Origin of the sequence: Methylocella sp. CPCC 101449, assembly GCF_031921685.1 — a bacterium.
Classification (GTDB): Bacteria; Pseudomonadota; Alphaproteobacteria; order Rhizobiales; family Beijerinckiaceae; genus Terripilifer.
This window is the reverse complement of record NZ_JAPDHU010000001.1, coordinates 495981-522475: the sequence shown is the minus strand read 5'-3', so window position 1 is coordinate 522475 and position 26495 is coordinate 495981. Positions and strand designations below refer to the sequence as shown.

At 60.3% G+C, this 26495-nt stretch carries 21 protein-coding genes; 17 read left to right on the top strand and 4 right to left on the bottom strand.

The annotated features are described in order from the left end of the window. Positions 1 to 42: 42 nt before the first annotated feature. Genes phnE through phnN form a run of 4 tightly spaced genes read left to right on the top strand, consistent with a single transcriptional unit; the run spans position 43 to position 3319 of the window. Positions 43 to 861: a phosphonate ABC transporter, permease protein PhnE gene (gene phnE / locus OIM99_RS02330; protein ID WP_311848704.1), complete on the top strand. Its 819-nt coding sequence runs from the start codon at positions 43 to 45 to the stop codon at positions 859 to 861. Then, entirely contained in the window at positions 861 to 1565 is a 705-nt protein-coding gene (locus OIM99_RS02325; RefSeq protein ID WP_311848703.1) for a DUF1045 domain-containing protein, read from the top strand. The genes phnE and OIM99_RS02325 overlap by 1 nt, the downstream gene beginning before the upstream one ends. 1 nt (position 1566) lies before the next feature. Continuing rightward, positions 1567 to 2706: an alpha-D-ribose 1-methylphosphonate 5-triphosphate diphosphatase gene (locus OIM99_RS02320; RefSeq protein ID WP_311848702.1), complete on the top strand. Its 1140-nt coding sequence runs from the start codon at positions 1567 to 1569 to the stop codon at positions 2704 to 2706. Further along, positions 2699 to 3319 (top strand): phosphonate metabolism protein/1,5-bisphosphokinase (PRPP-forming) PhnN, encoded by a 621-nt coding sequence (gene phnN, locus OIM99_RS02315; RefSeq protein ID WP_311848701.1) that lies wholly within the window; start codon positions 2699 to 2701, stop codon positions 3317 to 3319. The genes OIM99_RS02320 and phnN overlap by 8 nt, the downstream gene beginning before the upstream one ends. Positions 3320 to 3373: 54 nt before the next feature. Here phnN and OIM99_RS02310 read toward each other — a convergent pair whose 3' ends face one another. Beyond that, complete coding sequence (locus OIM99_RS02310) at positions 3374 to 4315, bottom strand: NADP-dependent oxidoreductase (protein WP_311848700.1); 942 nt, start codon at positions 4313 to 4315, stop codon at positions 3374 to 3376. Positions 4316 to 4707: 392 nt separating this feature from the next. Between OIM99_RS02310 and OIM99_RS02305 the strand changes: the two genes are divergently transcribed. From OIM99_RS02305 to OIM99_RS02265, 9 genes are all read left to right on the top strand, one after another. Further along, complete coding sequence (locus OIM99_RS02305; protein ID WP_311848699.1) at positions 4708 to 6204, top strand: ABC transporter substrate-binding protein; 1497 nt, start codon at positions 4708 to 4710, stop codon at positions 6202 to 6204. Between the two features lie 68 nt (positions 6205 to 6272). Continuing rightward, entirely contained in the window at positions 6273 to 7292 is a 1020-nt protein-coding gene (locus tag OIM99_RS02300) for an ABC transporter permease (RefSeq protein WP_311848698.1), read from the top strand. Beyond that, positions 7289 to 8170, top strand: coding sequence for an ABC transporter permease (locus tag OIM99_RS02295; RefSeq protein ID WP_311848697.1), 882 nt, complete (start codon positions 7289 to 7291; stop codon positions 8168 to 8170). Before OIM99_RS02300 ends, OIM99_RS02295 begins: the two co-directional genes overlap by 4 nt. Position 8171: 1 nt before the next feature. Continuing rightward, the gene (locus tag OIM99_RS02290; protein WP_311848696.1) at positions 8172 to 10016 is read left to right on the top strand and encodes an ABC transporter ATP-binding protein; all 1845 of its coding nucleotides are present in this window, start codon (positions 8172 to 8174) and stop codon (positions 10014 to 10016) included. Then, complete coding sequence (locus tag OIM99_RS02285) at positions 9997 to 10725, top strand: GntR family transcriptional regulator (protein ID WP_311848695.1); 729 nt, start codon at positions 9997 to 9999, stop codon at positions 10723 to 10725. The genes OIM99_RS02290 and OIM99_RS02285 overlap by 20 nt, the downstream gene beginning before the upstream one ends. A gap of 113 nt (positions 10726 to 10838) precedes the next feature. Further along, on the top strand, positions 10839 to 11918 hold the full coding sequence (locus OIM99_RS02280) for an LLM class flavin-dependent oxidoreductase (protein WP_311848694.1): 1080 nt from the start codon (positions 10839 to 10841) through the stop codon (positions 11916 to 11918). Next, complete coding sequence (locus tag OIM99_RS02275; protein WP_311848693.1) at positions 11915 to 13528, top strand: ATP-dependent acyl-CoA ligase; 1614 nt, start codon at positions 11915 to 11917, stop codon at positions 13526 to 13528. Before OIM99_RS02280 ends, OIM99_RS02275 begins: the two co-directional genes overlap by 4 nt. A gap of 40 nt (positions 13529 to 13568) precedes the next feature. Next, entirely contained in the window at positions 13569 to 14294 is a 726-nt protein-coding gene (locus OIM99_RS02270; protein WP_311848692.1) for a hypothetical protein, read from the top strand. Between the two features lie 60 nt (positions 14295 to 14354). Continuing rightward, complete coding sequence (locus OIM99_RS02265; RefSeq protein WP_311848691.1) at positions 14355 to 15941, top strand: aldolase/citrate lyase family protein; 1587 nt, start codon at positions 14355 to 14357, stop codon at positions 15939 to 15941. A 56-nt stretch (positions 15942 to 15997) separates the two neighbouring features. Here the strand turns inward: OIM99_RS02265 and OIM99_RS02260 are convergent, their stop codons facing one another. After that, on the bottom strand, positions 15998 to 16801 hold the full coding sequence (locus OIM99_RS02260) for an IclR family transcriptional regulator (protein ID WP_311848690.1): 804 nt from the start codon (positions 16799 to 16801) through the stop codon (positions 15998 to 16000). A 235-nt stretch (positions 16802 to 17036) separates the two neighbouring features. Between OIM99_RS02260 and OIM99_RS02255 the strand changes: the two genes are divergently transcribed. The 4 genes from OIM99_RS02255 to OIM99_RS02240 are packed head-to-tail and all read left to right on the top strand — an operon-like array spanning position 17037 to position 22746. Beyond that, positions 17037 to 19133, top strand: coding sequence for a hydantoinase/oxoprolinase family protein (locus OIM99_RS02255; protein WP_311848689.1), 2097 nt, complete (start codon positions 17037 to 17039; stop codon positions 19131 to 19133). Next, positions 19130 to 20929: a hydantoinase B/oxoprolinase family protein gene (locus OIM99_RS02250; RefSeq protein ID WP_311848688.1), complete on the top strand. Its 1800-nt coding sequence runs from the start codon at positions 19130 to 19132 to the stop codon at positions 20927 to 20929. The genes OIM99_RS02255 and OIM99_RS02250 overlap by 4 nt, the downstream gene beginning before the upstream one ends. A 43-nt stretch (positions 20930 to 20972) precedes the next feature. Continuing rightward, complete coding sequence (locus tag OIM99_RS02245) at positions 20973 to 22346, top strand: MFS transporter (protein WP_311848687.1); 1374 nt, start codon at positions 20973 to 20975, stop codon at positions 22344 to 22346. A gap of 25 nt (positions 22347 to 22371) precedes the next feature. Further along, a complete protein-coding gene (locus OIM99_RS02240) occupies positions 22372 to 22746 on the top strand; it encodes a hypothetical protein (protein WP_311848685.1) in 375 nt (124 codons plus the stop codon). Between the two features lie 41 nt (positions 22747 to 22787). Here the strand turns inward: OIM99_RS02240 and OIM99_RS02235 are convergent, their stop codons facing one another. Both OIM99_RS02235 and OIM99_RS02230 read right to left on the bottom strand, forming a co-directional pair. After that, on the bottom strand, positions 22788 to 24092 hold the full coding sequence (locus OIM99_RS02235) for a PepSY-associated TM helix domain-containing protein (RefSeq protein WP_311848684.1): 1305 nt from the start codon (positions 24090 to 24092) through the stop codon (positions 22788 to 22790). 75 nt (positions 24093 to 24167) lie between these two features. After that, on the bottom strand, positions 24168 to 26444 hold the full coding sequence (locus OIM99_RS02230) for a TonB-dependent siderophore receptor (RefSeq protein WP_311848683.1): 2277 nt from the start codon (positions 26442 to 26444) through the stop codon (positions 24168 to 24170). Positions 26445 to 26495 lie beyond the last annotated feature (51 nt).

Sequence of the window (26495 nt, the reverse complement as noted above, 5' to 3'; positions counted from 1 at the left end):
TGATGGGCGGTCGGCATACCGCTTGTTCATGAGAACCTCACGATGAGCCAGCTCGCCAATCTCACCGCTCCCGGTCAGCCCCGTGTTGAAGTTGCACGGGATTGGACGCGCACGATTTGGAACGCCGCGATCTGGGCCGTTCTGGCCATCTTGCTCGTTTGGAGCTGGGGACCGGTGGAAATGTCGCGGTGGACGTTTCTGTTCACCGATGCCAGCAATATGGCGCAATATGCGCGCGGCTTCAGCCATCCCAATTTCGCCGAGTGGCGCTATTACCTGCACGAAATGGGCGTGACCATCCAGATCGCGCTCTGGGGCACGTTCTTGGCGACAGTGCTCGCCGTGCCCTTTGGCATTCTCTCGGCGCGCAATATCACGCCTTGGTATGTCGTTCAGCCGGTTCGCCGCTTGATGGACGCCTGCCGGGCCATTCACGAACTCGTCTTCGCCGTTCTCTTCGTGGTCGCGGTCGGTCTTGGCCCCTTCGCTGGCGTCATGGCACTGTTCGTGCACACCACGGGCATCCTCGCCAAACTGTTCTCCGAAGCGGTGGAGGCGATCGATCCGCGTCCCGTCGAAGCGATCCGCGCAACAGGCGCTTCGCATCTTCAGGAAGTGATCTTCGGCGTCATTCCGCAAGTCCTCCCCCTGTGGATGTCCTATGCGCTTTATCGCTTTGAATCCAACGTTCGCGCCGCCACCGTGCTGGGCGTGATCGGGGCGGGCGGCATTGGCCAGGTGTTGTTCGAAAACATCCGCGGTTTCTACTACCCGGAAGCCTCGGCCATGCTGATCATCATGCTGGTGACCGTCTCGGTCATCGACGTTCTGTCGCAACAACTGCGGAAGGTGTTCATCTGATGCGTTACGCGGTGTATTTCACGCCGGAAAAATCCGATCCATTGACGATTGCCGCGCAAAACTGGCTCGGCCGTGACGCTTTCAGCGGCGAGGCCATACCCGCGAGCGATCACAACAGGCTGCCGGCCCGGGATCTGTGGCATCATACGGCTGAACCGCGACGCTATGGCTTCCACGCGACATTGGTGGCGCCGTTTCATCTGGCCCCGAGTTTCTCGGAACAGGACTTGTTGCGATCCATCACGGATTTCGCGCGCGCGTGCCGGCCGTTTCATATTCCGCGGCTTGAGGTGAAACGCCTCGGCAATTTCTATGCTTTGACGCCAGCGGAGCCCTGCCAGCCGCTCGATTCCCTGGCCTGGTCGGCGGTCGATCATTTCAATGGCCTGCGCGCGCCGCTGAGCGAAGGCGAAATCCAGCGCCGCAGCTCCGTCGGCCTGTCGCTGCGCCAGTTCAACTATCTGGTGCGCTACGGCTATCCCTATGTGCGCGACGAGTTCCGCTTTCATATGACTTTGACCGGATCGGTCGCCGATGCACCTGACGGGATCGAAGCCGCGCTTGCCGATCATTTCACCCCGATCATCGCCGCGCCGGTCTGCGTCGACAGCATCACCTTGTTCGTCGAGCCCGAGCGCGGCGCCCCCTTCAAAGTTCACAGCATGCATCGCTTCGAGACTGTCGAGGCCGGAAGGTTATCCTGAAATGTCGATCGAAACTGTTTTCAGAAATGCCCGGCTCGTCCTGGAGGATGAAATCGTCACCGGATCGATCCTGTTGCGCGATGGAGTGATTGCCGCGGTCGATCAGGGCGCAACCAATGTCGGCGAGGACATGGAGGGCGACTATGTCATGCCCGGTCTCGTCGAATTGCACACCGACCATTTGGAATCGCATTATTCGCCGCGTCCAGGCGTGCGCTGGGATAGCCTCGCTGCCATCCAAGCCCATGACGCGCAGGTTGCGGCCTCCGGCATCACGACGGTGCTCGATTGCCTGCGGCTCGGTTCCGATGAGGAAGGCGGCTTTCGCCGTGGTGAAATGCGGGAGGTCGCCGATGCATTGGAGACCGCGCGCGACGAACTGCGTTTGCGCGCGGATCACTTGATCCATCTGCGTTGCGAAGTCTCATCCGAAGATGTCTTGGAGCAGTTCGAGGATTTCAAGACCGATCGCAATGTCCGTCTGGCCTCGTTGATGGATCACGCGCCCGGCCAGCGGCAATTTCAGACGTTCGAACAATATGCGCTTTACTACAAGAAGAAGCGCGGATTAAGCGACGAGGCCTTTACGGCTTTCGCCGACCGGCGCCGTGCCGCCTCCGACCTCTATTCGGCCCGGCATCGGCGCACAATCGCCGAATATTGCAATGACTGCGGCATCGCCACCGCAAGTCATGACGATGCGACGCTGGAACATGTGGCGGAATCGAAGGCTTTCGGCGTTCAGGTCGCGGAATTTCCCACCAGCATCGAAGCGGCGCAGGCCTCGCACGAAGCTGGCATGTCGGTTCTCATGGGCGCGCCGAACATCGTGCGCGGCAAATCCCATTCCGGCAATATTTCGGCGCGGGAATTGGCAGGCATCGGTGTGCTCGACGTCCTCTCGTCGGATTATGTGCCCTTCAGTCTGATCCACGCGCCTTTCGTCTTGTCCGATGGCGAAAACGCCATACCGCTCGCTAAGACGATCCGTATGGTGACGGCGACGCCGGCTCGCGCCGTCGGTCTCGACGATCGCGGTCGCATCGCAACGGGCTTGCGCGGCGATCTCGTTCGTGTGAAACGCGTGTCCGGCGTTCCGGTCGTGCGCTCGGTGTGGCGTGAGGGACAGCGCGTTGCTTGACGTTTCGGCCGATCCTCGCGACGCGCAGGCCAAGAACCAAGCCAAGGGTGAACCGCAAGGCGTATTGATTGTCGTTGTCGGGCCCAGTGGTGCCGGCAAGGACAGTTTGATCAGCTTCGTGCGGCAACGGCTTGCCGCCGATACAGCCTTTCTTTTCGTGCGGCGCATCGTGACGCGTCGCGCCGATGGCGCAACGGAAGACCATGATTTTCTGACGCCGGAAGCCTTTGCCGCCGCCACATCCGAGGGATGTTTCGCAGTGACCTGGGAGGCCCATGGCCTGCACTACGGCCTTCCCACGAGCGCGGCTGTTCATGTGCGGGCAGGTGGCGTCGCCATCGCCAATGGCTCGCGCGCCGCTTTGCCAGATATCCTGGCTTCTTTCGATCACGTCGCCGTCGTGCATGTGACGGCGCGGCCGGAGGTCCTGGCCCGTCGCTTGGCCGCGCGCGGCCGCGAGGATACCGAAAGCATCGAAGCGCGGCTGCGGCGTAATCCTCCCGATACTGAAAAGAACGGTATGTGGATCGAAATCGACAACAGCGGCGAACTGGTCGATTCCGGAGAGACACTGCTGGCGATTGTCCGCCAGCTCAGCCAACGAGCTCCCTAAACCGTTTATTGGCGATTCTCGCCCTGGTCATGATCCAGGCCAGGGCGCAATCGTTTAGGAAGCGGCCGCGTCCTGCATATCGACGACCAGCTTGCCGCGCATATGCCCAGTTTGAGATTGCTCGTGCGCCACTTTGAAATCGGCGAGCGGCAATCGCTTTTCCACGGGAACGCGTAGTGCCCCGGAAGCCACCTGGTCGACCAAAGCCATCAGGCTCTCCTGCTTGGGCATGATCTGCGCGACCACCACCTTGACGTCAAACTTGGCGCTCTGGTCTTCGAATGGTGCCGCGACCAGGCAAACCATCGTGCCGCCGCTTTTGAGCACCGCATAGCTGCGTTTATGCACATCGCCACCCAGCAAATCGAAGACGATGTCGATGTCGCGGAGCTGCGATTCAAACGGCGCTTGGTCGTAGGCGATGACTTCGTTGGCGCCCAGGCTGGTAACGAAGTCGCGGTTGCGTGCCGAACAGGTGGTGATGACATAAGCACCGCGCGCGCGGGCGATCTGGATGGCGAAGGAGCCGACGCCGCCGGCTCCGGCGTGAACGAGAACGCGCATGCCGGGCGCAATATGCGCCGTCTCGGCCAAGGCAATCCAGGCGCTGAGGCCAGCCAGGGGCAGTGCCGCCCCGTCCTGCATGGAAACGGTGTCTGGGAGAGGCGCCACACATGAGCTGGGCAGCACGATCCGTTGCGCCCATGTGCCGACGCCGCGTGGGGCGAAAAAGCAAACGCGAGTGTTCAACAGCGATGGATCGACGTCGGAGCCGACGGCACTGACGATACCGGCGCCATCTCGCCCGACTGTTGCCGGCAGGGTGAGGGGAATGACGGCGCGCAAAAGGCCGGCGCGAATCTTCCAATCGATCGGATTAAGACTGGCCGCATGAACGTCGATCAGAACTTCATTGGCGGCTGGTTGGGGCACGTCGATCTCTCGCAAAACGAGGACGTCGGGGCCACCATATTCAGCGAATTGCACAGCAAGCATCAGGGGACTGCTCCTAAATAAGGCGTCTGACCAATCGTTCATCTGTTCGATCCGCATTCGCATGCGAGCGATCATCTTTTCGCGTTCGGCGCTTGACTTGCCAGATTGGAGCATAATAGCATTTCAAAAAACATACAGTATATTGTTACGGAGAGGGGATAGCTTGACCGTTTCGTTCGCAAACCGCTTGCGCGGCAGAATGGCGGCACGCTCGTTTGGGAGGGGAAGGCTCACAGCACAAAAGAAATGATGACACGCCACACGGCGCGAACCTTGCAGGGTACGCCGCGGGTGAATCCGAGAAGATTGAGTCGGCGCAACACAGCTTTCGTTCGATGAGGTGTCTGATGAGCGGGATAGATCAGCTTTCAAAGCGGGAATTCGTTTCATTGATGTTGGGGCTTCCCGCGACGGCGCTTCTGCCGGAGTTTTCGAGCGCGCAAACAGCCGCTGCTCTCAACATCGCTTTCCCCGTCGATGTGCAGAGCTGGGACCCCACGGCGGTCACCTTTCCGCTCGGACAATCCATCTACAAGAGCGTGTTCGACTCGCCGCTGCACTATTCGCCGGATCAAAAGCTGTTGCCGCGCCAGATCAAAGAGCGGAAATGGCTTGATAATGAGCGGACCCGGCTGGAATTCACGCTGCAAGACAACATCCTGTTCCACGATGGCTCCAAGCTGACGACGGAGGATGTGAAATACAGCCTGGTCGATCGTCCGCAGAAGGACAAGAAACTGGCTGTTGCCGGGCTTTTGCAAGATCTCAAGGACATCGAGATCCAATCGCCTGCAACGGGCGTGATGGTATTCTCCAAGCCCTCGCCGTCGGTGGAGTTCTATCTCGGCTTCCTATGCTGTTACATCCTGCCGAAGGCCTATCATCAGAGCGTCGGCGACGATGGCTTCCTCGCCAAACCGATCGGCGCGGGGCCCTATAAGCTGGTGGATTACCAGCGCGGTTCGCGCATCGTCCTGGAAGCTTTCGATAAATATTGGGGCGGCGTGCCGCCGATCAAGAACGTCACCTTCCAGGCTTTGACGGAAGCCTCGACCCGTGTCGCGGCGATTGAATCCGGTCAGGTCGACATTGCCGTGCAGCTGCCGTTTCGCGAGGCGATCCGCCTGCAAAGCAAGCCGGATCTGACGGTCAAAATCTATCCGCAGGCCGAAATCTACATGTTGCAGGTTCCAAGCTATGTGGAAGTTCTACAGAACAAGGACGTCCGCACTGCGTTGCATATGGCCATCGACAAGCAGGCCTTATCGAAAGGCTTCTTCGCCGGCACGGCCAAGCCCTTGTCCATTTTGACGACGCCGGGATCGAGCGCCGATATCCCCGGTTACAGCTTTCCGTTCAATCGGGCGCAGGCCGCGGAATTGTTGAAGAAAGCCGGTTACAGTCAGGCGAAGCCCTTGCGCCTTACCTTCCTGTGCCCGAACGGCTCGTTCCCGAACGATTATGAAATCTCCCAGGCGATCGCGGCGATGTGGCGCCAGATCGGCGTCGACGTGAAGCTGGAGGAGACCACGATTGCCAAATATCTCGAGCTGAATCATGCGGCCAAACTGCCGGGCATCATGTTCTACAGCTGGGCCAATGCCACCGGCGATCCGGAAAACTATGCCGGCCGCATTCTCAATCCGAATCTGCGCTTCTCGGCCTGGAAGGAGCCGAGCCTCGTCGATCGAATCGACAAACTCTTCGCCATGAAACTGTCGGAAGAGCGGCTCGATGCCTATCGCGCGCTGATGAAGGATGCGTCCGACAATTCCTGGTCGATTCCATTGCTGCAAACGGTCGGCAATATCGTGACCAAGAAGACGGTTGAAATCCCGACCTATACGCCAGGTTACGTTCTGCCGGCCGAAGCGACCCGCAAAGCCTGATCGATCCTGAATGTGGAGCGGCCATCCGTTCGGCGGATGGCCGTCTTAGAAGTGGCGCGACGGTATCTATGTTTCAGGCTTTGCTGAGTGTTGCCTTGAAGCGATTGGTGGGGGCCATCCCAACGATGCTTCTTCTGTCCATGATCGTCTTTGTCGTTCTGCGGGCGTTGCCGGCCGATCCTCTGGCTTTGCTGCTGCCGCCCAATGCGACGCAGGCCGATGCCGATGTCGTGCGGAAGGCCCTGGGCCTCGATCAATCCATTCCCGTGCAATATGCCATCTGGCTCAAGAATGCTTTGCACGGCGATCTCGGCAGTTCGATTTCCTTTCGCGAGCCTGTGACGCGACTGATCGCCAACACTTTGCCGGCGACACTGGAGCTGTCCTTCATCGGCCTGCTGTTCGCTCTGCTGATCAGCATTCCCGGCGGCCTTCTGCTCTATGCCGCGCGCGGCACGATGGGCGAGCCGCCGCTCGAAATCGCCGTCATCTGCATGTTGTGCATTCCAGCCTTCCTCTGGGCGATTTTTCTGATGCTCGGGTTTGGCGTCGCTTTGGGCTGGTTGCCGATCGCCGGCCGCGTCGATTCCGGCCTAGCCATTCCCGGCGGAACGGGCTTTCTGCTGATCGACTATCTGATCACGGGGCAATGGCGCAGTTGGCTGAATGCCTGGTCGCACCTGCTGCTGCCGGCGTCCGCTTTGGCGCTGGGCTTCAGCCCTTTGGTGATCCGGGTGCTGCGCTCCTCCCTGCTTGAATCCTCCGAAGAGCAATATGTGATGGCGGCGCGCCAGCGCGGCCTGTCCGAGCGCAAGATCATCATTTCGCACATGCTGAAGAATTCGGCCTTGCCGACCATCACCTTGATCGGCGCGCAGTTCGGGTTTCTTTTCGGCGGCACGTTGCTGGTCGAATCGATCTTTTCGCTGCCCGGTCTCGGCAATCTGATGGTCCAGGCTGTACGCAATCACGATCTTCCGCTTATCCAAGGGATAGCGCTCATCTTCTGCGTCATGACGCTGCTGATCAACACAGTCGTCGATATTCTCTATGTCGTTCTCAATCCCAAGCTGAGGCGCGCGTCATGAGTGCCGAAGAGAGATCCTTCGCCGCCGAGGCCTGGCATCAATCGATCCGCTCGCCGAAAACCGTCGTCGGCGCGCTGATTGTGGGCGCGATGATCATATTGGCGATTTTCGCGCCGCAGATCGCGCCAAACGACCCGGCCAATCAGGACTTGGCCAATATGTTGCTGCCGCCGATGTGGGCACAGGGCGGCATATCCGACTATCCTTTTGGCACAGACAGTCTCGGCCGCTGCATCCTGTCGCAAATGATCTACGGCGCCCGCGTCGCGCTGATGGTCGGCTTTCTGGCCGCGATCGGCGCCATGCTGTTTGGCACCACATTGGCCTTGATCGCCGGCTATTTCGGCGGCTGGGTCGATCGCCTCATCGGCTATTTCGTCGATCTATGGATGTCGCTGCCGCCGGTCGTTCTGTCGCTGACCTTGATGGTCGGCTTCGGTACCGGCATCGGCAATGTGATTTTATCCATCGTCCTGGTCGACTGGACACGCTTCTGCCGCGTCGTCCGTTCCGAAGTGCTGGTGGTGCGCCGCAAGGATTTCGTCTCGGCCGCCCAGCTTCTGGGCTTCAGCCATACGCGGATCATTCTGCGCGAAATCCTGCCGAGCGTCGCGCCGCTGGTGATTACACTGTTCAGTCTGCAAGTGGGCATCGGTGTCATCGTCGAGGCTATTCTCAGCTTCGTCGGCTTGAGCGTTCCAGCCGATGTGCCGGCCTGGGGCATGATGATCGCCAGTGCGCGCAGCTATATGTATCAGGCGCCGTGGGGCATTCTGCTGCCGATCCTGGCTATGTTCGTCACGGTTCTCGGCTTCAATCTGTTGGGTGAAGGATTGCGCGTGACGCTTGATCCGCGTTTCCGGCGGAGGACCAGCTGATATGGCTGTACTGTCGTTTGAATCCGTCACCGTCACGGCCCATATGAAGGCTGCGAATGTCGAGCTGCTGCGCGACATTTCCTTCGCCTTGGAGAAAGGCGAGGTGATTGGCCTCGTCGGTGAATCTGGGGCCGGCAAAAGCATGATTGGACGCGTGATCTCCGGGCTCCTGCCGGATAACTTCAGCGTCTCGTCGGGTGAGGTGAAGTTCGAAGGTCTGAACCTTCTGACACTGAGCAAAGCGGCGCGCCGCGATCTGCTCGGCCGTCGCATCGCCTTCATTCCGCAGGAACCGCTTAGCGCTCTGAATCCCGTGCGCGCCATCGGCGATCAGTTCCAGGAACATTTGAAACATCTCGGCATCGCCAAGGAGGCCATTCGGCCCTTGATGATCGAGCGCTTGCAGCAGGTTGGCCTGGCCAATGCCGAGGAAATTCTCCTGCGCTATCCGCATGAGCTTTCGGGCGGTCAGTGCCAGCGCGTCCTGATCGCCATGGCCTTCAGCGGCGAGCCGGCTTTGGTCGTGGCGGATGAGCCGACGACGGCGCTCGATGTCGTGACGCAGGCGCAGATCATGCGGCTGATCGCTGCTCAGCAGGCGCAGCACGGCACCGCCGTCCTGTTCATCACCCATGATCTGAGACTGGCGGCCAATGTCTGTAAAAGCGTCGGCGTGATGTATGCCGGCGACATGGTGGAATACGGGCCGGCCGCGGCGGTCCTGCAATCACCCTCGCATCCCTATACCAAGAGCCTGCTGGCGGCGATTCCACGCATGACGGGTGAGCGGCGCATGCTGCCGACACTGTCCGAACAGATGCCGGGCGTTAAAACCTTCGCGACTTTGGCCGGGTGCCGTTTCGCCCAGCGCTGCCCGGCGAAGGACCCATCTTGCGTCAGCGCCACATTGCAGCGCCGCTTCGTGGAGGAGGGACATTGGACCCGCTGCGGCGATGCCTGCGGTGGATTCGAATTCGCCAGCGGCGAACCCTTGCTGATCGAGACGATGGGCATCAACGAACGCGAGGCGCCAGCCGTCGAATTCAAGAACGTTCGCCTGCAATATAAGGCGAGGCGCGGTTTCCTGGGGCTGCGAAAAAGTTCGTTCGATGCGGTGCGCTCGGCGAGTTTCGCGGTCCGGCCGGGCGAGATTCTGGGCATTGTCGGTGAAAGCGGCAGCGGTAAAAGCTCCATCGGCCGCCTGATCGTCGGTCTCGAACAGTCCACCGAAGGAACGATCCGGATCGCTGGCGAGGAGCGGGGTGCCCATGGCAACACGCTGCATCTGACCCGCCGCGATACCCAGTTGATTTTCCAGGACCCGCAATCGGCGCTCAACCCGCGTCGCAGCGTTCTGCAATTGCTGACTCAGGGGCTGGAGGTCGGGCCGAACGGTTTGTCCACGCCGCAGCGGCAGGCCGCCGCCGACAATATTCTGCAGGATATCGGCCTCCCGGCGGATTGCCTCAGCCGCTTTCCGTCGCAATTGTCGGGCGGACAGCGGCAACGGGTCAACATCGGCCGGGCGCTCTGTCTGGAGCCGAAACTCGTGGTGGCCGACGAAATCGTCTCGGGTCTCGATGTCTCCGTGCAGGCTCACATCTTGAACTGCCTGCTGGAGCTCAATCGTCAGAAGAATCTGACCATGGTCTTCATCAGCCATGATCTGGCGGTGGTGCGCTATCTTTGCAGCCGCATTCTCATGATGTATCGCGGCGAAATCGTCGAGGAAGGCGAGACCGAAGAGGTATTCGCCAAGCCGAAACATCCTTATACCAAGCTTTTGATGGAATCGGTGCCGCCGGAAACGAAAGGTGGAGGTTGGCTTGGGAGCTCGGCCGGATAAGCGCGCGGACCTGACGGTCGCGAAGAAGGGTCTCGCCCGGGGACGCAAAGCCCCGCGCGGCCCCATGGTGACGAAGCCGAAGAATCTGCGCGAGCAGGTCTACGACCTAATGCGCGATCGCATCGCCCAGGGGCAATTGACGTTCGACGAACGTCTCGTCGATCTGGACATCGCCGCTGACCTGAACATCTCGCGCATGCCGGTTCGCGAAGCGCTGATGCAGCTCGTGCACGAGGGCATGCTGGAGAGCACCTCGCGCGGTTTCGTGCTGCGCCGGATCAGTCGCCAGGAAATGGCAGATATTTTCGAGATCCGGCGTTTGCTCGAACCGGCGGCCGCGGCCAGTGCGGCCACGCGCATGACGCCGGCGGTTTTGCAGAAGCTCGAAGCGGCGATCAATGATTGCGCGCGGGCGAGCGATGCGGGCGATACGACGGCTTTCATCCTGTCCAATGCGGCCTTTCGCGGCGCTTGGCTGGCGGAAGTGCCAAACGTCAGCCTGGCGCGGGCGATCGCCCGTTACATCGATCACGTTCAGGCCGTGCGCCTCAAGACGCTGTCGCGAAAAAGTGTGCGTCAGGACGTGCTGCAACGGTTGAGGGCGATCCACAAAGCTTTCCGCAGCGGCAAGGGGCCCGATGCCGCCGCGCTCTTTATCAAACACGTGGATGCGGCCGTCGAAGCCTTTCAGGCCGAAGGCGAGGACTGACTTCGGCTTTTCTCAGCGCGCCGGCTGCGGTCGCTTGACAAGGTTTGTGGGCGGGCATTTAATATACAGTATATTGTTTGACACGGGAGACTATGGTGCCGATCTCCAACCCAATGTCTGATCCCGACCAAAAGGGCTTCAAGCTTGGCGTCTTTTCCGCCAATGCGGATCGCGGGCTGAGCTTCTCGGTCGTGCCCGAAGCCTGGAAGGCGGAATGGGATGACGTGGCCGCCACGGCGCAGATCGCCGATCGGGCCGGCATGGATTTCTTTCTGCCGATCGCGCGCTGGCGCGGCTATGGCGGATCGACCAATGTGCGCGAATGGTCATTTGAGACCTTCACTTTCGCGGCCGGTCTCGCCTCGATCACCGAGCGCATCGCTCTCTTCATGACCGTGCACGTGCCGCTGCTGCACCCGCTCTATGCGGCCAAGGCGCTGGCGACCGTCGATCACATCAGCCATGGCCGCGCCGGCCTGAACATCGTCTGCGGCTGGAACCCGGACGAATTCGATATGTTCGGCGTGACCTTGCAGAAAGAGCCTTACGCGCAAGCCAAGGAATGGCTCGACATCATCGTCAAGACTTATAACAGCGACAAGCCTGTCGATTTCGATGGCGAGATCTATAAGCTCAAAGCTGCGGTGAGCCGCCCGGCCTCGCTGCAAAAGCCCCGTCCCGTGACGATGAATGCAGCGTTCGGACCGACGGGCCGGGATTTCGCGGCCGAAAATTGCGATCACCTGTTCACCAGCTTCACCGATCTGGAGACCGGCAAGGAACACGTCACCGACATCCGTGCGCGCGCTCAGAAATTCGGCCGCTCGGTTGGCGTCTACACGATCGGTCATGTGGTCTGCCGGCCGAGCCAGGCGGAAGCCGAGGATTATTACGACTATTACTCGCGCGACATGATCGATGAGCTGGCGGTCGATTATCACATGCAGCAGAAGAAGAATTTTAGCCGGAGCCACGAGGATGAAGCCTTCCGCCTCTATAAGCAGCGTTTTGCTGCCGGCACCGGCAGCTATCCACTGGTGGGAACGCCACGAAAGATCGCGGAAGACCTGGCCAAGTTCGCGGAGGTTGGCTATGGCGGCGCGGCATTGTCCTTCGTCAATTACAAGGACGAGCTGCCGTATTTCTGCCAGGAGGTGATACCGCTCCTGAAGGAGGCAGGGCTGCGTTCGTGACGGAAACGACCGATCTGCCCTCGGCATTTCCGCCGGCCACGCGCGTCGTACCGGAAATGCTGCGCCGTCAGGCGCAGCGTCATGGCGCGCGCCAGCTTTTTGTCTGCGGCGAAGACACATGGTCGTTCGCCGATGCGCCTAGCATCGCGGCGCGATGCGCGGGCGCCCTCGGATCGGCGGGGGTGGGTATCGGCGATCGGGTTGCGCTCCTATGCAACAACCGCTCCGAATTCCTCGAATTGTTTTTGGGCTGCGCCTGGCTCGGCGCCGTATCCGTTCCAATCAACACGGCGGCGCGCGGCTTTCAGCTCCAGCATATCCTCAATGTCAGCGGCAGTCGTCTGATCGCCGTTGAACGGGAACTGCTTCCAGCGCTTGAGGGGATCGATCTCCTCTCCGCCGGCGTTCGGACGATTTGGATCATCGATCAGGCGGCCGATGCTGCGGACGTGCCGCGCTTTAATGGGATCGCCCTCATGTCCCTGCCGCGCGATGGCGTGCCTGTCGAGGCGGCGAAACTCCAGCCGCATGATCTCCTGACCATTCTGTTCACGTCCGGGACCACGGGACCTTCGAAAGGCGTCTGCTGTCCGCACGCGCAATATTTCTGGTGGGCGTTTTACACCGGCCGCCAATTGGGCGTGGTGGAAGGCGATGTCCTGCACACGACTTTGCCTTTGTTCCACACCAATGCGCTGAATTGCTTCTTCCAAGCACTACTGCATGGCGGCACGCAAGTGGTGGAACGCCGCTTTTCCGTCTCGCAGTTCTGGTCTCGTCTTGTCGCGTCGGGTGCGACGGTCACCTATGTCCTGGGAGCCATGGTGCCGATGTTGCTCTCGCGTCCGCACAGCGAGGACGAGAAGCGGCACCGCGTCCGCGTTGCCTTGGCGCCGGGCGTTCCCGAACATTTTCACGTGGTGTTCACGGAGCGCAGCGGCATTCTTCTCTTGGATGGCTATGGCGCAACCGAAAGCAACGCGGTGATCGGCACCATGGTCGATACGCTGCGCCCTGGTTGGATGGGCCGCCTGGCGGAGGGATTTCAGGCGCGGGTTGTCGATGAAGAAGACAATCCATTGCCCGATGGCGAGGCGGGCGAATTGCTGCTGCGTGCCGATGAGCCTTTCGCCATGGCCGCGGGTTATTTCGGCATGCCCGAGAAAACCGTCGAAGCCTGGCGCAATCTATGGCTCCACACGGGCGATCGGGTGGTCCGAGATAGCAAAGGCTATTTCAAATTTGTCGACCGGATGAAGGATACGATCCGCCGACGCGGCGAGAACGTTTCGTCCTTCGAGGTCGAGCAGGTCTTGTCATCGCATCCGGCGGTCGAAGTCGCTGCTGTCTTTCCGGTGCCTTCGGATCTCGCCGAAGATGAGGTGATGGCGGCGATCGTCCTGAAGCAGGGCGGGAAAGTGGATCCTGCCGATCTCGTACGCTTCTGCGAGGGCAAACTCTCTTACTTCGCCATTCCACGCTTCATCGAATTCCTTGAGGTTCTGCCGCGTACCGAAAGCGGCAAAATCCAGAAATTTAAATTGCGCGAGCAGGGACGCTCGTCCGCGACATGGGATCTCGTAAAAGCCGGCATAGAAGTGAAGCGCTAGTCGGGTTCATAGAAAACAAGAACAGCAGTGGGGCAGGCGCATGACGATTTCTTGGTTCTGTCAATGGGATCGCTCGAAAGAAGCCAACCCGGCTCTCGATCCTTATGATCGGCAGGCACTGGCAGCACTCTTGCGAGGGTGCCCAGGCCTGATCGAAGGTCATGTCTTTTCGCCGGCACAGGCCCATGATCCCCATTACGCCGATCTTGGCGGAGCGCCGGTTCTCGTTCTGCAGCTTGAATTCGCTGAGATCGCTGATCTTGAAAATGGCCTGCAGGCCGGCGGTTATCTGTCCTGTCTCGCCGATCCGCACTTTTTGCCGAGCGTCGCGGGCGCGATCGCCTCGCACCAAGCCATGCTGACCCGTCGCTATCCAGTCGCCGAGCCGCAGCCCGTGGCCACATCCACATCGCCTGAAGGTCTTCTCAGCTATCTCGTCGAATATGCCGGCCCGGCGGAGGACGAACAGGCGTGGCATCGCTTCTATGTCGGCAAGCATCCGCATCTGTTGTCGAAATTCCCTGGTATTCGCGGCATTGAAATTTATACGCCAGCCGTCGTCATTTCCGGCCTGCCGTTTCCGTTCCGCACCTCCATGCAGCGCAACAAGACCGTGTTCGACAGTGCCGACGCCATGAATGCCGCCATGCTCTCACCTGTTCGCGACGCGCTTCGGCAGGATTTTCATAGTTTCCCGCCGTTCACGGGCGAAGCGGCGCATTATCCGTTTCACACTCTTTCGGTGCGCGGTGGTCGGGCAAGATAACATTCGCCTGTTGCGCTTCCGCCGCGCTAGGCTGAAGATAATCGGGCGCAGGAGATAGGAATGACCGATGCGGAGGGGATATATCTGCGGCGCCAGATTGGTCGCAATGCGTCCGTCGGTCTTTTCTGGATGTCGATGGGCACGCCGGCGATTGTCGAATTGGCGCTCGAATCCCATCCTGATGCCGTTGTCATCGACGCTCAGCACGGGTTGTGGGAACGCCGCACCATCGAGGAAGCGATCGGCCCGGTCGGCACCCGTGCTCCGGTTCTGGTGCGTGTGGCTGAAAATTCCGCGCTGGCCATCGGTCAGGCGCTGGATGCGGGCGCCGAAGGCGTCATCGTTCCATTGATCGAGACGCCGGCCGAAGCTGCCGCCGTGGTGTCTGCTGCGCGCTTTCCGCCGCAAGGCAGCCGTTCGGGCGGTGGCGTGCGCCCGTTGGGCCGCAATTTCGCGGCTTATTATCAGGCAGCGGTAGAGCGCACCGTCGTTGCCGTCATGATCGAAACCGCGCAGGGCGTGCAACAGGCCGAAGCCATCGCGCGCACGCCTGGCATCGATTTTGTTTTCATCGGAACCGGCGACTTGGCGATTTCCTTGGGCTGTTTTCCCGAAATCGATGGCCGCCATGAAGAGGCCTGCCTGAAGGTGCTTGCGGCCTGCCGGAAAGCCGGCGTGCCGTGCGGTATTTTCACCGGGCAAGCGGAGGCCGCTCTGAAACGGCGGCAGCAGGGATTCGATATCGTCGTGGTCGCCAACGACATCGATATCGTCAGCGGCGGTTTCGCGGAGGCGATGAAACGCTTTTCGGGCCGCTCCACGAAGGTTCAGTCCGGTTATGGTCAGTCGAAGGAGAGCAAGGATATGTCAGCAGCGCTTCTTACACAGCTCGTCTCGGTCATATCGAGCGGGCAGATTCGCATGGTCGATCTGACGCAGACCTTGCGACCGTCGACGCCGGTCATTCAACTGCCGCCGCCCTTCGCGCAGTCCGACCCCTTCAGCACCACCGAAATCTCCCGCTATGACGAGCGCGGGCCGGCCTGGTATTGGAACAACATCGCCTGCGGCGAACATACCGGCACCCATCTCGATGCGCCCTGCCATTGGGTCACCGGCCAGCACAATGCGAATGGCTATACCGACACCATTCCGATCGATCGCTTTATCGCGCCAGCCGTTGTTATCGATTGTTCGAAGGAAGCGGCAGCCGATGAAAAGTTTCTGCTCGAGCCGGCCGGCATCGAAGCGTGGGAGGCGCGCCATGGCCGCATTCCCGATGGTTCCTGGGTGTTGATGCGCACCGATTGGTCGAAGCGCGAAGATCCGTCTGCCTTCCTCAATATGAAGGAAGATGGTCCGCATGTCCCGGGGCCGTCGGCCGCGGCGGTGAAATTCCTCGTCGAGCAACGCAACGTCAATGGCTGGGGCGTTGAAGCGGTTGGTACCGATGCGGGACAGGCCTTCGCGTTCGAGCCGGCTTTCCCGGCGCATCATCTCATGCATGGCGCCAACAAGCTGGGTCTTGCGAGCCTGTGCAATCTCGACAAACTGCCGCCGACCGGCGCTGTCCTCATCACCGCGCCGCTGAAGATCGAAAAGGGCTCTGGCAGCCCGCTGCGCGTGCTGGCTCTGGTTCCGGCGTAAGGCCGGCAAGATCGACCGCCATTATCTCGGCAACACCGGATGATGGCGGTCTCCCACTAAGCGCTTTCCGCGCCTCCCAGCTCTTGGGTAAGCGCGGCGGCGATCTCGACCACTTTCTTGATGAGAACCGCTTTGCGCTGCTGCGTCGCCGCGCGGACCGGAAGCGCGATCGCCAGCACGCTGTGGAGTTGCTGCTGCGTCCCAAAGACAGGGACGGCCAGAACCACGCCACCGGGAAGAATGGTCTGGCTCGACCAGTAATATTGATCCTTGCGGATTTGTTCGAGCCGCTGCTGCACCGCCTTATCGTCTTCCGCTTCGATTTCATCTCCCCTTTGCTCCAACACCAGTGGCGCGGTGTGGGTCTCGGGAAGATAAGCGAGAAAGACATGGCCGACGGCGGAGCGGCGCAGCGGAACGGTCGATCCCAGCCGTAGCATCATCGGCATCGGATGCACGCCGGTCTGCTGGCCGATGAGGGTCGCGCCATGTTCGGACCAGATGTAGAGCAGCGCATCGTGCCCGGTTTCATTGACGAGCTCCACGACGCGCTCTTGCGCGATTCCGAAACTGTCGAAACGGCTGAAGGCGGCGACGCCGAGTTGCCGCGCCGCGGGGCCGAGATCGTAGAGACCCGTGGTTACTGATTTTCCCGCCATGCCGGATCGCACCAGGCTGACGAGATAGCGATGCAGCTTGCTCGGCTGCAGACCTGTGGCGCGCGACAGATCGCCAAGGCTCGTGGCGCCGTTCTGACGCATCAGCGTTTGCAGTACGCGCAAGGCGATTTCCACCGATTGAATGCCTGACGGATCGCGTTTGTTGGTCGGTTTGGCGGGTTTGACCCTTTTGGCGGGCATGCGGTCTCCGAAATCTCCATGTCCACCATGCGGGCCAGGCGCGGCGGATGCATCACGATGCGATCAAGCTGGGCCTAAAAAGCTGAGTTGCCAGGGCAAGTCAAAAGGCAAGTCAAAAGGCTTGACGCCTCCTCGGCCGTTATGCATCTATAGTGAATGGTTTCATCATAGATGAAAATAGGAAACGCCGCTCATAGCCGATCTGGATGCGCGTGACTTGAGTGAGGAACGATTGATGTTGAATGCGGGGAGGGAGCCTGCGCAGCCCAGTTTGCGGATCGCGGTCGATATCGGGGGGACGTTTACAGACCTTGCAGCCTTTGATGAGCGCGGCCGGATGCTGTCTTTCGGCAAGGCGCTCTCGACGCATGGGGCTTTGGTCGACGGCATTCAGCAAACGGTGGAAGGCGCCGACGTTTCGTTCGAAAACGCCTATCTGTTCCTTCACGGTTCAACGATAGCGATCAACACCTTGCTGGAACGCAACGGGGCCCAGACCGCGCTGCTGATCACCGAAGGCTTCCGCGACATCTATGAGATTGGCCGCATCAATCGGCCGGACGCCTATAACCTCTTCTTTCAAAAGCATGATCCGCTGGTGAACCGCTCCTGGCGCTACGAGGTCAGCGAGCGCCTGCGCGCCGATGGCGCCGTCCATAAAGTGCTGGACGAAGAGCGCGTGCGCACAGTGGCGCGCGAGCTGCGCGAACGGGGCGTGGAAGCGGTCGCCGTTCTGCTGCTGCATTCCTATCGCAATGCGCAGCATGAGCAGCGGGTGAAAGAGATCATCCAGGAAGAAATTCCGGATGTCTTCGTCAGCGCCTCTCATGAATTGTCGCAGGAATATCGTGAGTTTGAGCGAGCTTCGACGGTCGTTGCCAATGCCTATGTCGGGCCGCGCGTCGGCACTTATCTTGGCGAACTCGAACGCCATCTCGAGACGAAAAAATTTCCTGGCGATTTCTTCGCCGTTCAGTCGACGGGCGGCTTGTTTCCGGTCGAGCACGCGCGCCGCGATTGCGTACGCATGCTGGAATCGGGACCGGCCGCAGGTGTCATCGGCACGCAAGCGATCTGCGCCCAGCTCGGCCTCTCCGACGCCATCGCCTTCGACATGGGCGGGACGACGGCCAAAGCAGGCGTGATCAAGGACAATCAACCGCTGACGACAGGCAGCGCCTTGATCGGCGGCTATGAACGCGCACTGCCGATCCAGATCCCGATGATCGATATTTTCGAAGTAGGGACGGGCGGAGGCTCGATTGCGCGGCTTGCCGAGGGCAATGCGTTGCGGGTCGGGCCGCAAAGCGCTGGCTCCATGCCAGGTCCCGCCTGCTACGGACGCGGTGGCCAGGATCCGACAGTGACCGATGCCAATCTGGTGCTTGGTCGTCTTGATGCCGGGCATTTCCTCGGCGGAGAAATGGCCTTGGATGTTGAAGCGGCGCGGCGTGCCATCAAGGAGCAAGTAGCCGATCCGCTCGGGCTCGACATCGATCAGGCGGCCGAAGGGATCATCCGCATCGCCGTGACGGCCATGTCCTATGCCGTCAAGGGTGTCACCACCGAACGTGGCCTCGATGCTGGCGGCTTCGCCATGGTGGTTTATGGCGGCGCGGGCCCGCTGCACGCTTCGGCCATCGCGCGCGAAATCGGCATCACGCGCGTGCTGATTCCCTTCTCGCCAGGGCATTTCTCGGCCTACGGCATGTTGTTCAGCGATCTGCGTTACGACTACGTGCGATCCTGCTTCCAAAAGCTGGCGACGGCGCCCTTCGACACGATCGAAGCGCTTTATCGCGACATGGAGGAGCAGGGGCGGGATGCGATCGCCGGTTCGGCCGTGCGCCCGGAAGCCGTCCTGATCACGCGCTATGCCGACATGCGCTATGTCGGCCAGGAACATGCGGTCACGGTCGAAGTGCCGAGCGAACTGTTCGAGCGCCAGGATCGCGACGGCATCAAGAAGCTCTTCGATGCCGTGCATCTGCAAAGATATGGCACGTCGGCGCCCCATGAACCGGCCGACCTCGTCAGCGTCCGCGTCACGGTGATCGGCACCGTGCCGAAGCCGCCGCGCAGCGAAGTATCGCAAGGGACAGACGCGCCGCCGGCGGAGGCTTTGCGCTCCCGCAAGGATGTTTATTTCCGCGAAGCCGGTGGCTGGGTCTCGACGCCCATCTATGTGCGCACGAAACTTCAGGCCGGAAACCACATCGCGGGGCCAGCCCTCATTGAAGAACATGCTTCCACGACGGTCGTGGCACCCGGCGACAAGCTGTTGGTCGACCGTTTCGGCAATCTCAACATCGCGATTGGAACTTTGTCATGACTGCCCGTTCGGCTTCCGTCGCTCTCGATGCGGCGGGTGTGGATCCCATCACGGTTGAAATCGTTCGCAACGGCGTGATCGCCGTGACCGAAGAGATGAAGACCAATCTGATGCGCACCGCCTATAATATGATCATCTACGAGGCGCTCGATTTCACGGTCGGTCTGTTTACCGCCACCGGCGAGACGATCTCGATCGGGCTCGGCCTGCCGATGTTCATTCGCGGCATGTCGGAGACGGTGAAAGCCAAACTCCGCCATTTCGAGACACGCGGCGGCATCCAGCCCGGCGACATTCTGGTCACCAATGATGCCTATATCACCGGCAGCCATCTCAATCACGTAACCTTCACCTTACCGATCTTCCATGAAGGCGAGCTGATCGCCTTCACCTGCTGCATGGCGCACTGGATCGATATCGGTGGCGCTATCGGTATGGTGACCACCGATATTTATTCGGAAGGTCTGCAAATCCCCATTCTGAAGTATCAGAAGGCCGGGGTGGTCAATCAGGACCTGCTCGATCTCATCGCCATGAACGTTCGTTTGCCCGAATTGGGCCTGGGCGATCTCCGGGCGCAGGTGACGGCCGTGACCACCGGTGAGCGTCGCTTCCTCGAGCTGGTGAACCGCTATGGCCGCGATTCGGTTCTCAATGCCATTCGCATCATCATGGATCACACCGAGGCCGCGGCACGTGCCAATACGTTGACCATTCCCGATGGCGTCTATGAAGCCGAATCCTTCATGGACGACGACGGCATCGACATCGGCAAGCGGGTGCCGATCAAAGTGCGTGTCGAAGTGTCGGGCGATGAAATGACCATCGACCTCAGCGACGTGGCGCGGCAGGTACGCGGATATTACAATTCCGGCATCACCACGGGTTATGCTTGCGCCCAGGTCGCCTATAAGTGTCTGACGACGCCGACCGATCATCCGGTGAACGATGGCAGCTTTCGTTCTCTGAAAGTGGTGATGCCTGAGGGGCGCGTCATCAGCGCCCAGCGTCCGGCACCGATGCGCTGGTGGATGACGTTTCCGATGACGGTCGTCGATACCATTTTCAAGGCGCTCTCCGGCGCCATTCCTGACCGCGTCATCGCCGGGCATCACGCCGATCTGGTGACGTCGACCTTGCATGGCGTCTCGCCGGCCGACGGCCGCTTTTACATCGCGGCTATCGGCCCGGTCGGCGGCGGTTGGGGCGCCAAGTCTTCGGAAGACGGTGTCTCGGTGACGGTGTGCATCAACGATGGTGATACGCACAACAGCCCCACCGAACAGGTCGAAAGTAAATACCCGCTGATGATCGAAAAATACGAGCTGCGTCAGGATTCCGGTGGCCCGGGGCGGCAACGCGGTGGCCTGGGTGCGGAGATTATCGTGCAGGCGTTGGCGCCCATGTCGGTCAATTCTACCATCGAGCGGGCCCATTGCCGTCCGTGGGGATTGCATGGCGGCTTGGAAGGCGCCGGCAATGGCATTGCGCTTCGTACCAACGGCGTGTGGCAGGAGGATTTGCCCAACGCCAAGATCGCCGCGCATCGCCTCCGTGCGGGCGATGCCTATCGCATCAATTCCGGCGGTGGCGGTGGCTTCGGCGATCCGCATGAACGCTCCGCCGATGCGGTCGCCCGCGATGTGGTCGAAGGCTATGTCAGTCGGGAGGCCGCCGCTTCGATCTATGGCGTGGCGGTCGATCCGAGCGGCAAGGTCGATCTGGAACAGACACGCGCTCTGCGCGCGCGCCGAACGATTCAAGAGGCAGGGGAACTCGTGACGCCCACGGGCTGAAAAAGCGGAAGGGCGGAGGGAAGATTAAAAGGGGAGGGACGTGATGACTTTGGTGACCGGCGCAACCGCGCAGGATGAAATCAAGATCGCCGCGCGCATCGAGCGCCTGCCATATTCGCCATGGCATGTCAGAATGCGCATCATTCTCGGTGTGGCAACATTCTTTGACGCCTTCGATGCTCTGGCGATCGCCTATATCGTGCCGCAACTTTTGGGCGAGTGGCACTTCTCGCCGGCCCAGATCGGGCCGTTGTTCTCCATCGGCTTCGCCGGCCAGGCCGTCGGTGCTCTGCTGTTCGGTTGGCTTGGCGAACGCTACGGGCGCGTGCGCATGACCATGCTCACCGTTCTGATCTTCGCGATCATGAGCTTGATGTGCGCTCATGCGCAGAACTATGAGCAATTGTTCTGGTATCGTTTTTTCCAGGGCATCGGCCTCGGCGGCGAAGTCCCATTGGCGGCGGCTTATATCAATGAAATCGCCAAGGCGAAGGGACGTGGACGCTTCTTCCTCTTCTATGAAGCGGTATTCCCGGCGGGCTTGCTCGTCGTGGCTCTGCTTGCCTCATGGATCGTGCCGACCTATGGCTGGCGCTGGATGTTCTATATCGGCTCGGTTCCGGCCTTTATTGTCATCGCCATGCGCATGTGGTGCCCGGAATCGCCGCGCTGGCTGGCGTCGCGCGGGCGTCAAGCCGAAGCGGAAGCATCGATGGCAAAGATCGAAGCGGCCGTATCCGCCAATGGTACACGTCCATTGCCGCCGGTGCCCGATCTGCCGGTACCGCCGGCCAAGGCGCATATCGGCATTTCTGAACTGTTCAAGGGTATCTATCTGAAGCGGACCATCGTCGTCAGCCTGCTGTGGATCTGCGCCTATATGGTGACTTATGGCCTCATGGTGTGGCTGCCGACGATCTATCGTACGGTCTATAATCTGTCGGTCCAGGAATCGATTAATTATGCTCTGCTGCAACAGGTGATGAGCATGATCTCATTCTTGGTTGCGGCGATGATCATCGATTGGACAGGACGAAAACGGATGTTTGCCTTCTGCTTCATCGCTGGTTCGCTGCCGCTCTTCGCCCTCTGGTATCTGCAAGGCGGAACGGCCGACAGCGTCCGCATCGCTGCCGCGCTAAGCATGTTGTTCGTCTCGATCTGTTCGGGCGCGCTCTATCTCTATGTGCCCGAACTCTATCCGACACGCATGCGCGCTCTTGGCACCGCCTGGTCGACATTCTGGCTGCGCGTGGCCTCGATCTTCGGTCCGCTGGTCGTCGGCTGGATCTTGCCGATCGGCGGAACGGCAGGCGTGTTCCTCTTCGTCGGCTGCATTTCCCTGGTGGGCGGAATCATCTGTACCCTGTTCGCTGAGGAGACGTCAGGAAAGGTCTTGGAGGAAATCTCTCCCTAAGCGATTGTTTCAAGGACGAAGAACGGTGAAATTTGGATTGCAGTATGAGCGGAATGATCCCTGGCAACCGATCGCGGAGCTATGGGATCAGGCCGTCTCCAACCCGATCCATTCACCGTTCTGCACCTGTCTGATGCCCATGGATATCTCTCCCGACGCGGTGATTATCGAACAGGGCCTGATCGGATATTTGGTGCAGAAGTACCAAAACGAAGGATCGCGGATCGGCCGTGCTCTCTATGATCGGCTGGAAACCTCGGACGGCGATCTCGTCGGTTGGCTGCGCAAGATTACGAATAGGCTTTCTGAGGCCGAAAGACAGCGCTTGAGGGAAGACGTGCAAGAAAGTCTTCTATCGATGCGAAATGAATCATCTACAAGCCGCTTTGCCTGCGCTTGAGCGAAGCGGCACTGCTTTCGACAAACTTTAATAGCGCCGCCTCAGCGTTTGGCGCGAACGGTCACGGGCTGCAGCATTGGTGTTGCACGATCGAGTTCCGCCACGCGGACCCGCATCCGTGCCCGTCGCTTTCGATACCAGATCACCACGCCGGTGATCGCCAGGGCGGCGCAGACGAGCCCGGCCAGAGAAATCAGGATACGTCCTGGTATGCCCAGGATGCGTCCTGAATGCAGCGGGAACTGCGCCTGCACGAAAATATCGGCGGCCGTTCCCTTCCAGGGCGTCCGTCGGCCCAGCGAGCGCCCGTCGCCTTGATCGAAGGTGAGAAATTCTGGTCCGACGCCGCCGGTGCCATGCCCCTCGCCCGGTTCAAACAGGCTCACACCATAGACGCCCCATCGCGGTGCATAGAACAGCGCGCCCGGCGGCTCCTTGATGCCAAGCGCCTTTGCTTCGGTTTCGCCCTTCTGCAAAATCTCGGCGAAGGTCAGTTTGGGAACAATCGGTTGATCGATGGGCGTCGGCGGCCGCGTCGCGAAAATGTCCGGCGTGACTTTCGAAACCATCGACATGACCGGATAAAACACTTCGCGATACAAGTTCAGCGAGAAGCCCGTGAATGCGACGACAAAAAGGACCAGCCAGAACCAGAGTCCGAAGGCGCGGTGTATGTCGAAATTGATGCGATAGGCGCTGCCGTTCGTTTTGATTTTCCAGGCTGGCTTCCAGCGCTCCCAATAACTTTTGCCCGGCTGTCGTGCCCCCTGCGCCGCACGCTGCTTGCGCTTCGCCTGCCTTAGCGGCAGCGTCAGATAAAAGCCGATGAAACAATCGATCGTCCAGACCAGAGCGACGATGCCGAGCAGCCAATAGCCCCAGCGGTCGGTGCCCCACATGGCGGGGATGTGGTACATATAATGCAGCTTGTAGAGAAACGAGATGACCGTTTCGCGCGTGACAGGCCATGCGGCGCCCCAATTGCGCCGGCCGACCTCCTCGCCCGTGACCGGATCGTAATAGAGCCGGTTGAAATCGAGATCGTAGAGCCTGCCCGTCGCAGGATCTGTCTTGGGTTCGACGACGAGCTCATAGGTCTTCCCGGCTTCCGGATTCAGCGCCATATAAGTGATGAAGACCCGCGGCTCGGCCACCTGTACGCGCCTGATGATCTCCAGTGGCGGCAGTCGTTCGTCCTGCTGGGTACTGTACATCAGGTGCGGATTGATCAGATCGTCGAGTTCATGGTCCCAGGAGATGATCGCGCCGGTCAGACCGCTGACGACGATGAAGGAGGCGATCGCGAGCCCTATCCAGCGGTGAATGAGCGTGAAGAGGGCGCGCACGTTTTTCTCCTGAAACTTTCATTGATGAAAAATGTCGACGCTCGGCAAGCGGTCATCGCTTGCCGAGCGCGGGGCTTACCAAGTGTATTTCAGGCTTCCGAGTACCGTTCGGCCTGGATCGGGATAGCAATAGCCAGACGTGCAGGTCGTATCCCGGCGATTGAACAGGTTCGTGGCGTTCACCTGGAGGCTCACGCCCTTGAGTTGCGGACTGACGGCCTCGAAGTCGAAGCGCAGGGAGGCATCGAAAACGGCGCGGGCACTGTTCTTCAGACTGTTCTTGTCGTCGCCATAGCTGGAGCTGGTGAGGCGGGCACCAACACCGCCGCTCAGCCCATAGAGGACGCTATCCGTCGGCAGTTTGTAGTTCGTCCAGAGCGAAGCCGTGTGCAAGGGAACGCTCGACACATATTTGCCGACAGTGGTCGAAGGCCCTTCGAGCACTTTAAGCTCGGTGAAAGTATAGGACGCGGCAAAGGAGACACCATTGTCGAGGCTGGCGACGGCTTCCAGTTCGACGCCGCGGGAGCGAAGCTTGCCGCGCTGCACCTGCATATTAATGCCGTTGATCACCTCATAGAAAATGCCGTTCTTCTGGTCGACGTTGAACAAGGCCGCCGTCAGCATGATGTTGGTGTCGGGCAGCAGATATTTGACGCCGATCTCCTGCTGTACGCTGGTCGTCGACTTGAATGTGGATTGGGTCGTCTTGTTCCAGCCGATGTTGGGCGAGAAGGCGGTCGAGAAACTGACGTAGGGAACGAGGCCGAACGGCGTCTTATAAGAGAGGCCGACGCGGCCGGAGAACGCGCGATCGTCCTGTTGCGCTGAGGTCAGCGTGGCGGTTGTCAGGTCGGTCGTTTCTGTTTTCGTGGACACCCAATCGTGCCGTCCGCCGACCGTCAGAGTCCAGCCGCCGAGACGGATCTGGTCTTGCACGTAGACGCCGGTTTGCATCTGTCGCTGACTGGCAAGCGAGGTGAGTGCGACCGGTGCGATATAACCGCCATAGTTGGGGATCAGCATGTTCAATGGCGGCGCCGTACCCGTTCCCGAAGAGGCGCGGAAACGCGTCCAGGTAATATCGACGCCCGTCAGGATCGTATGATCGAGCGGCCCTGTAGAAATCTTGGTTTGCAGTTGATTGTCGATGACGAAGGCATCGAGCCTCTGCACATCGCGTCCGGAGCCGCGATCGATCAGGGTCGGATCAAGCGCATGGGCCGCGCCATTGTAGGTATAGACATATTTGGCGTCGATATCCTGGGTCGAATAGCGCGCGTTCTGGCGAACAGTGAAAGTGTCGTTGATCCGGTGTTCGAGTTCCCAACCGATCCGCGCCTGCTCATGGGTCATACCGCCGTAAGCCGGATCGCCGGATTCAATGCGGGTGACGTGGCCGTAATAGTCGTTGTAATAGCCCGGGCTGCCGCCAGTTTTGGCGCGCGAATATTCGCCGAGGATCGTCAGCTTGGTGTCTTCGTTGGGCTTCCAGGTCAGTGCCGGTGCGATGTAGACGCGATCGTCGGGCACCGATTTGAATTCCGTCCCCGCCACGCGGCCAACGCCCGTCAGGCGATAGTAGAGCGTGTCGACGCCCTCAACGGGACCGGAAAGGTCGAACTGCGCCTGCCGCCGATCATAGGTGCCGTATTGAATGCCGATCTCACGCAAAGGCGTCATGGTCGGCCGCTTTGTAATGACGTTATAGAGACCGCCCGCGCCCGTTGCGCCATAAAGCGCCGAGGAAGGCCCGCGCAGAATCGAAATGCCTTCGATGCCATAGGGCTCGGTCATGAAGATGCCATAGCCGGCGGTGGGCTGGCGCAGATTGTCGCGGAAGACGCCCGTATTGGTGATATTGAACCCACGCACGAAGAATGAATCGTAGCGCGGGTCGGTACCATAGGCGTTCACCCGGACGCCCGGTGTGTAGGAGATGGCCTCGAGCAGCGATTGCGGCTTGCGATCCTCCAACTGCTTCTCGGTCACGGAGGAGATCGACTGCGGCGTCTCGACGAAGGGCGTGTCGGTCTTCGTGCCGGTCGCGCTGCTACGGCCGACATAGCCGCTCGCGGTGATGACGCCGCCGCTGCCGCCATCGACCTGAATTTCGTCGAGCATGATGCCGCCTTCAACGGGCGGAACGCCGGAATTCTGCGAGCGCTGTTCGTTGCGCCGGATGGTCACCGTGGTGGCATTGGCGAAGGAATATTGCAGGCCGGACCCGGATAGGATGCGGTTCAGCGCTTCCGTTCGGCTGAGCGAACCTTGCACACCAGGCGATTGGAGGCCCCGGGCGAGATCCATATTGAAGAAGAGCTGCAAGCCAGTGGCGTTGGAAAATTGCACCAGGGCTTCGGACAAGGGCTGGGGGCGGATATCGAAATTGGTTCTCGCGGC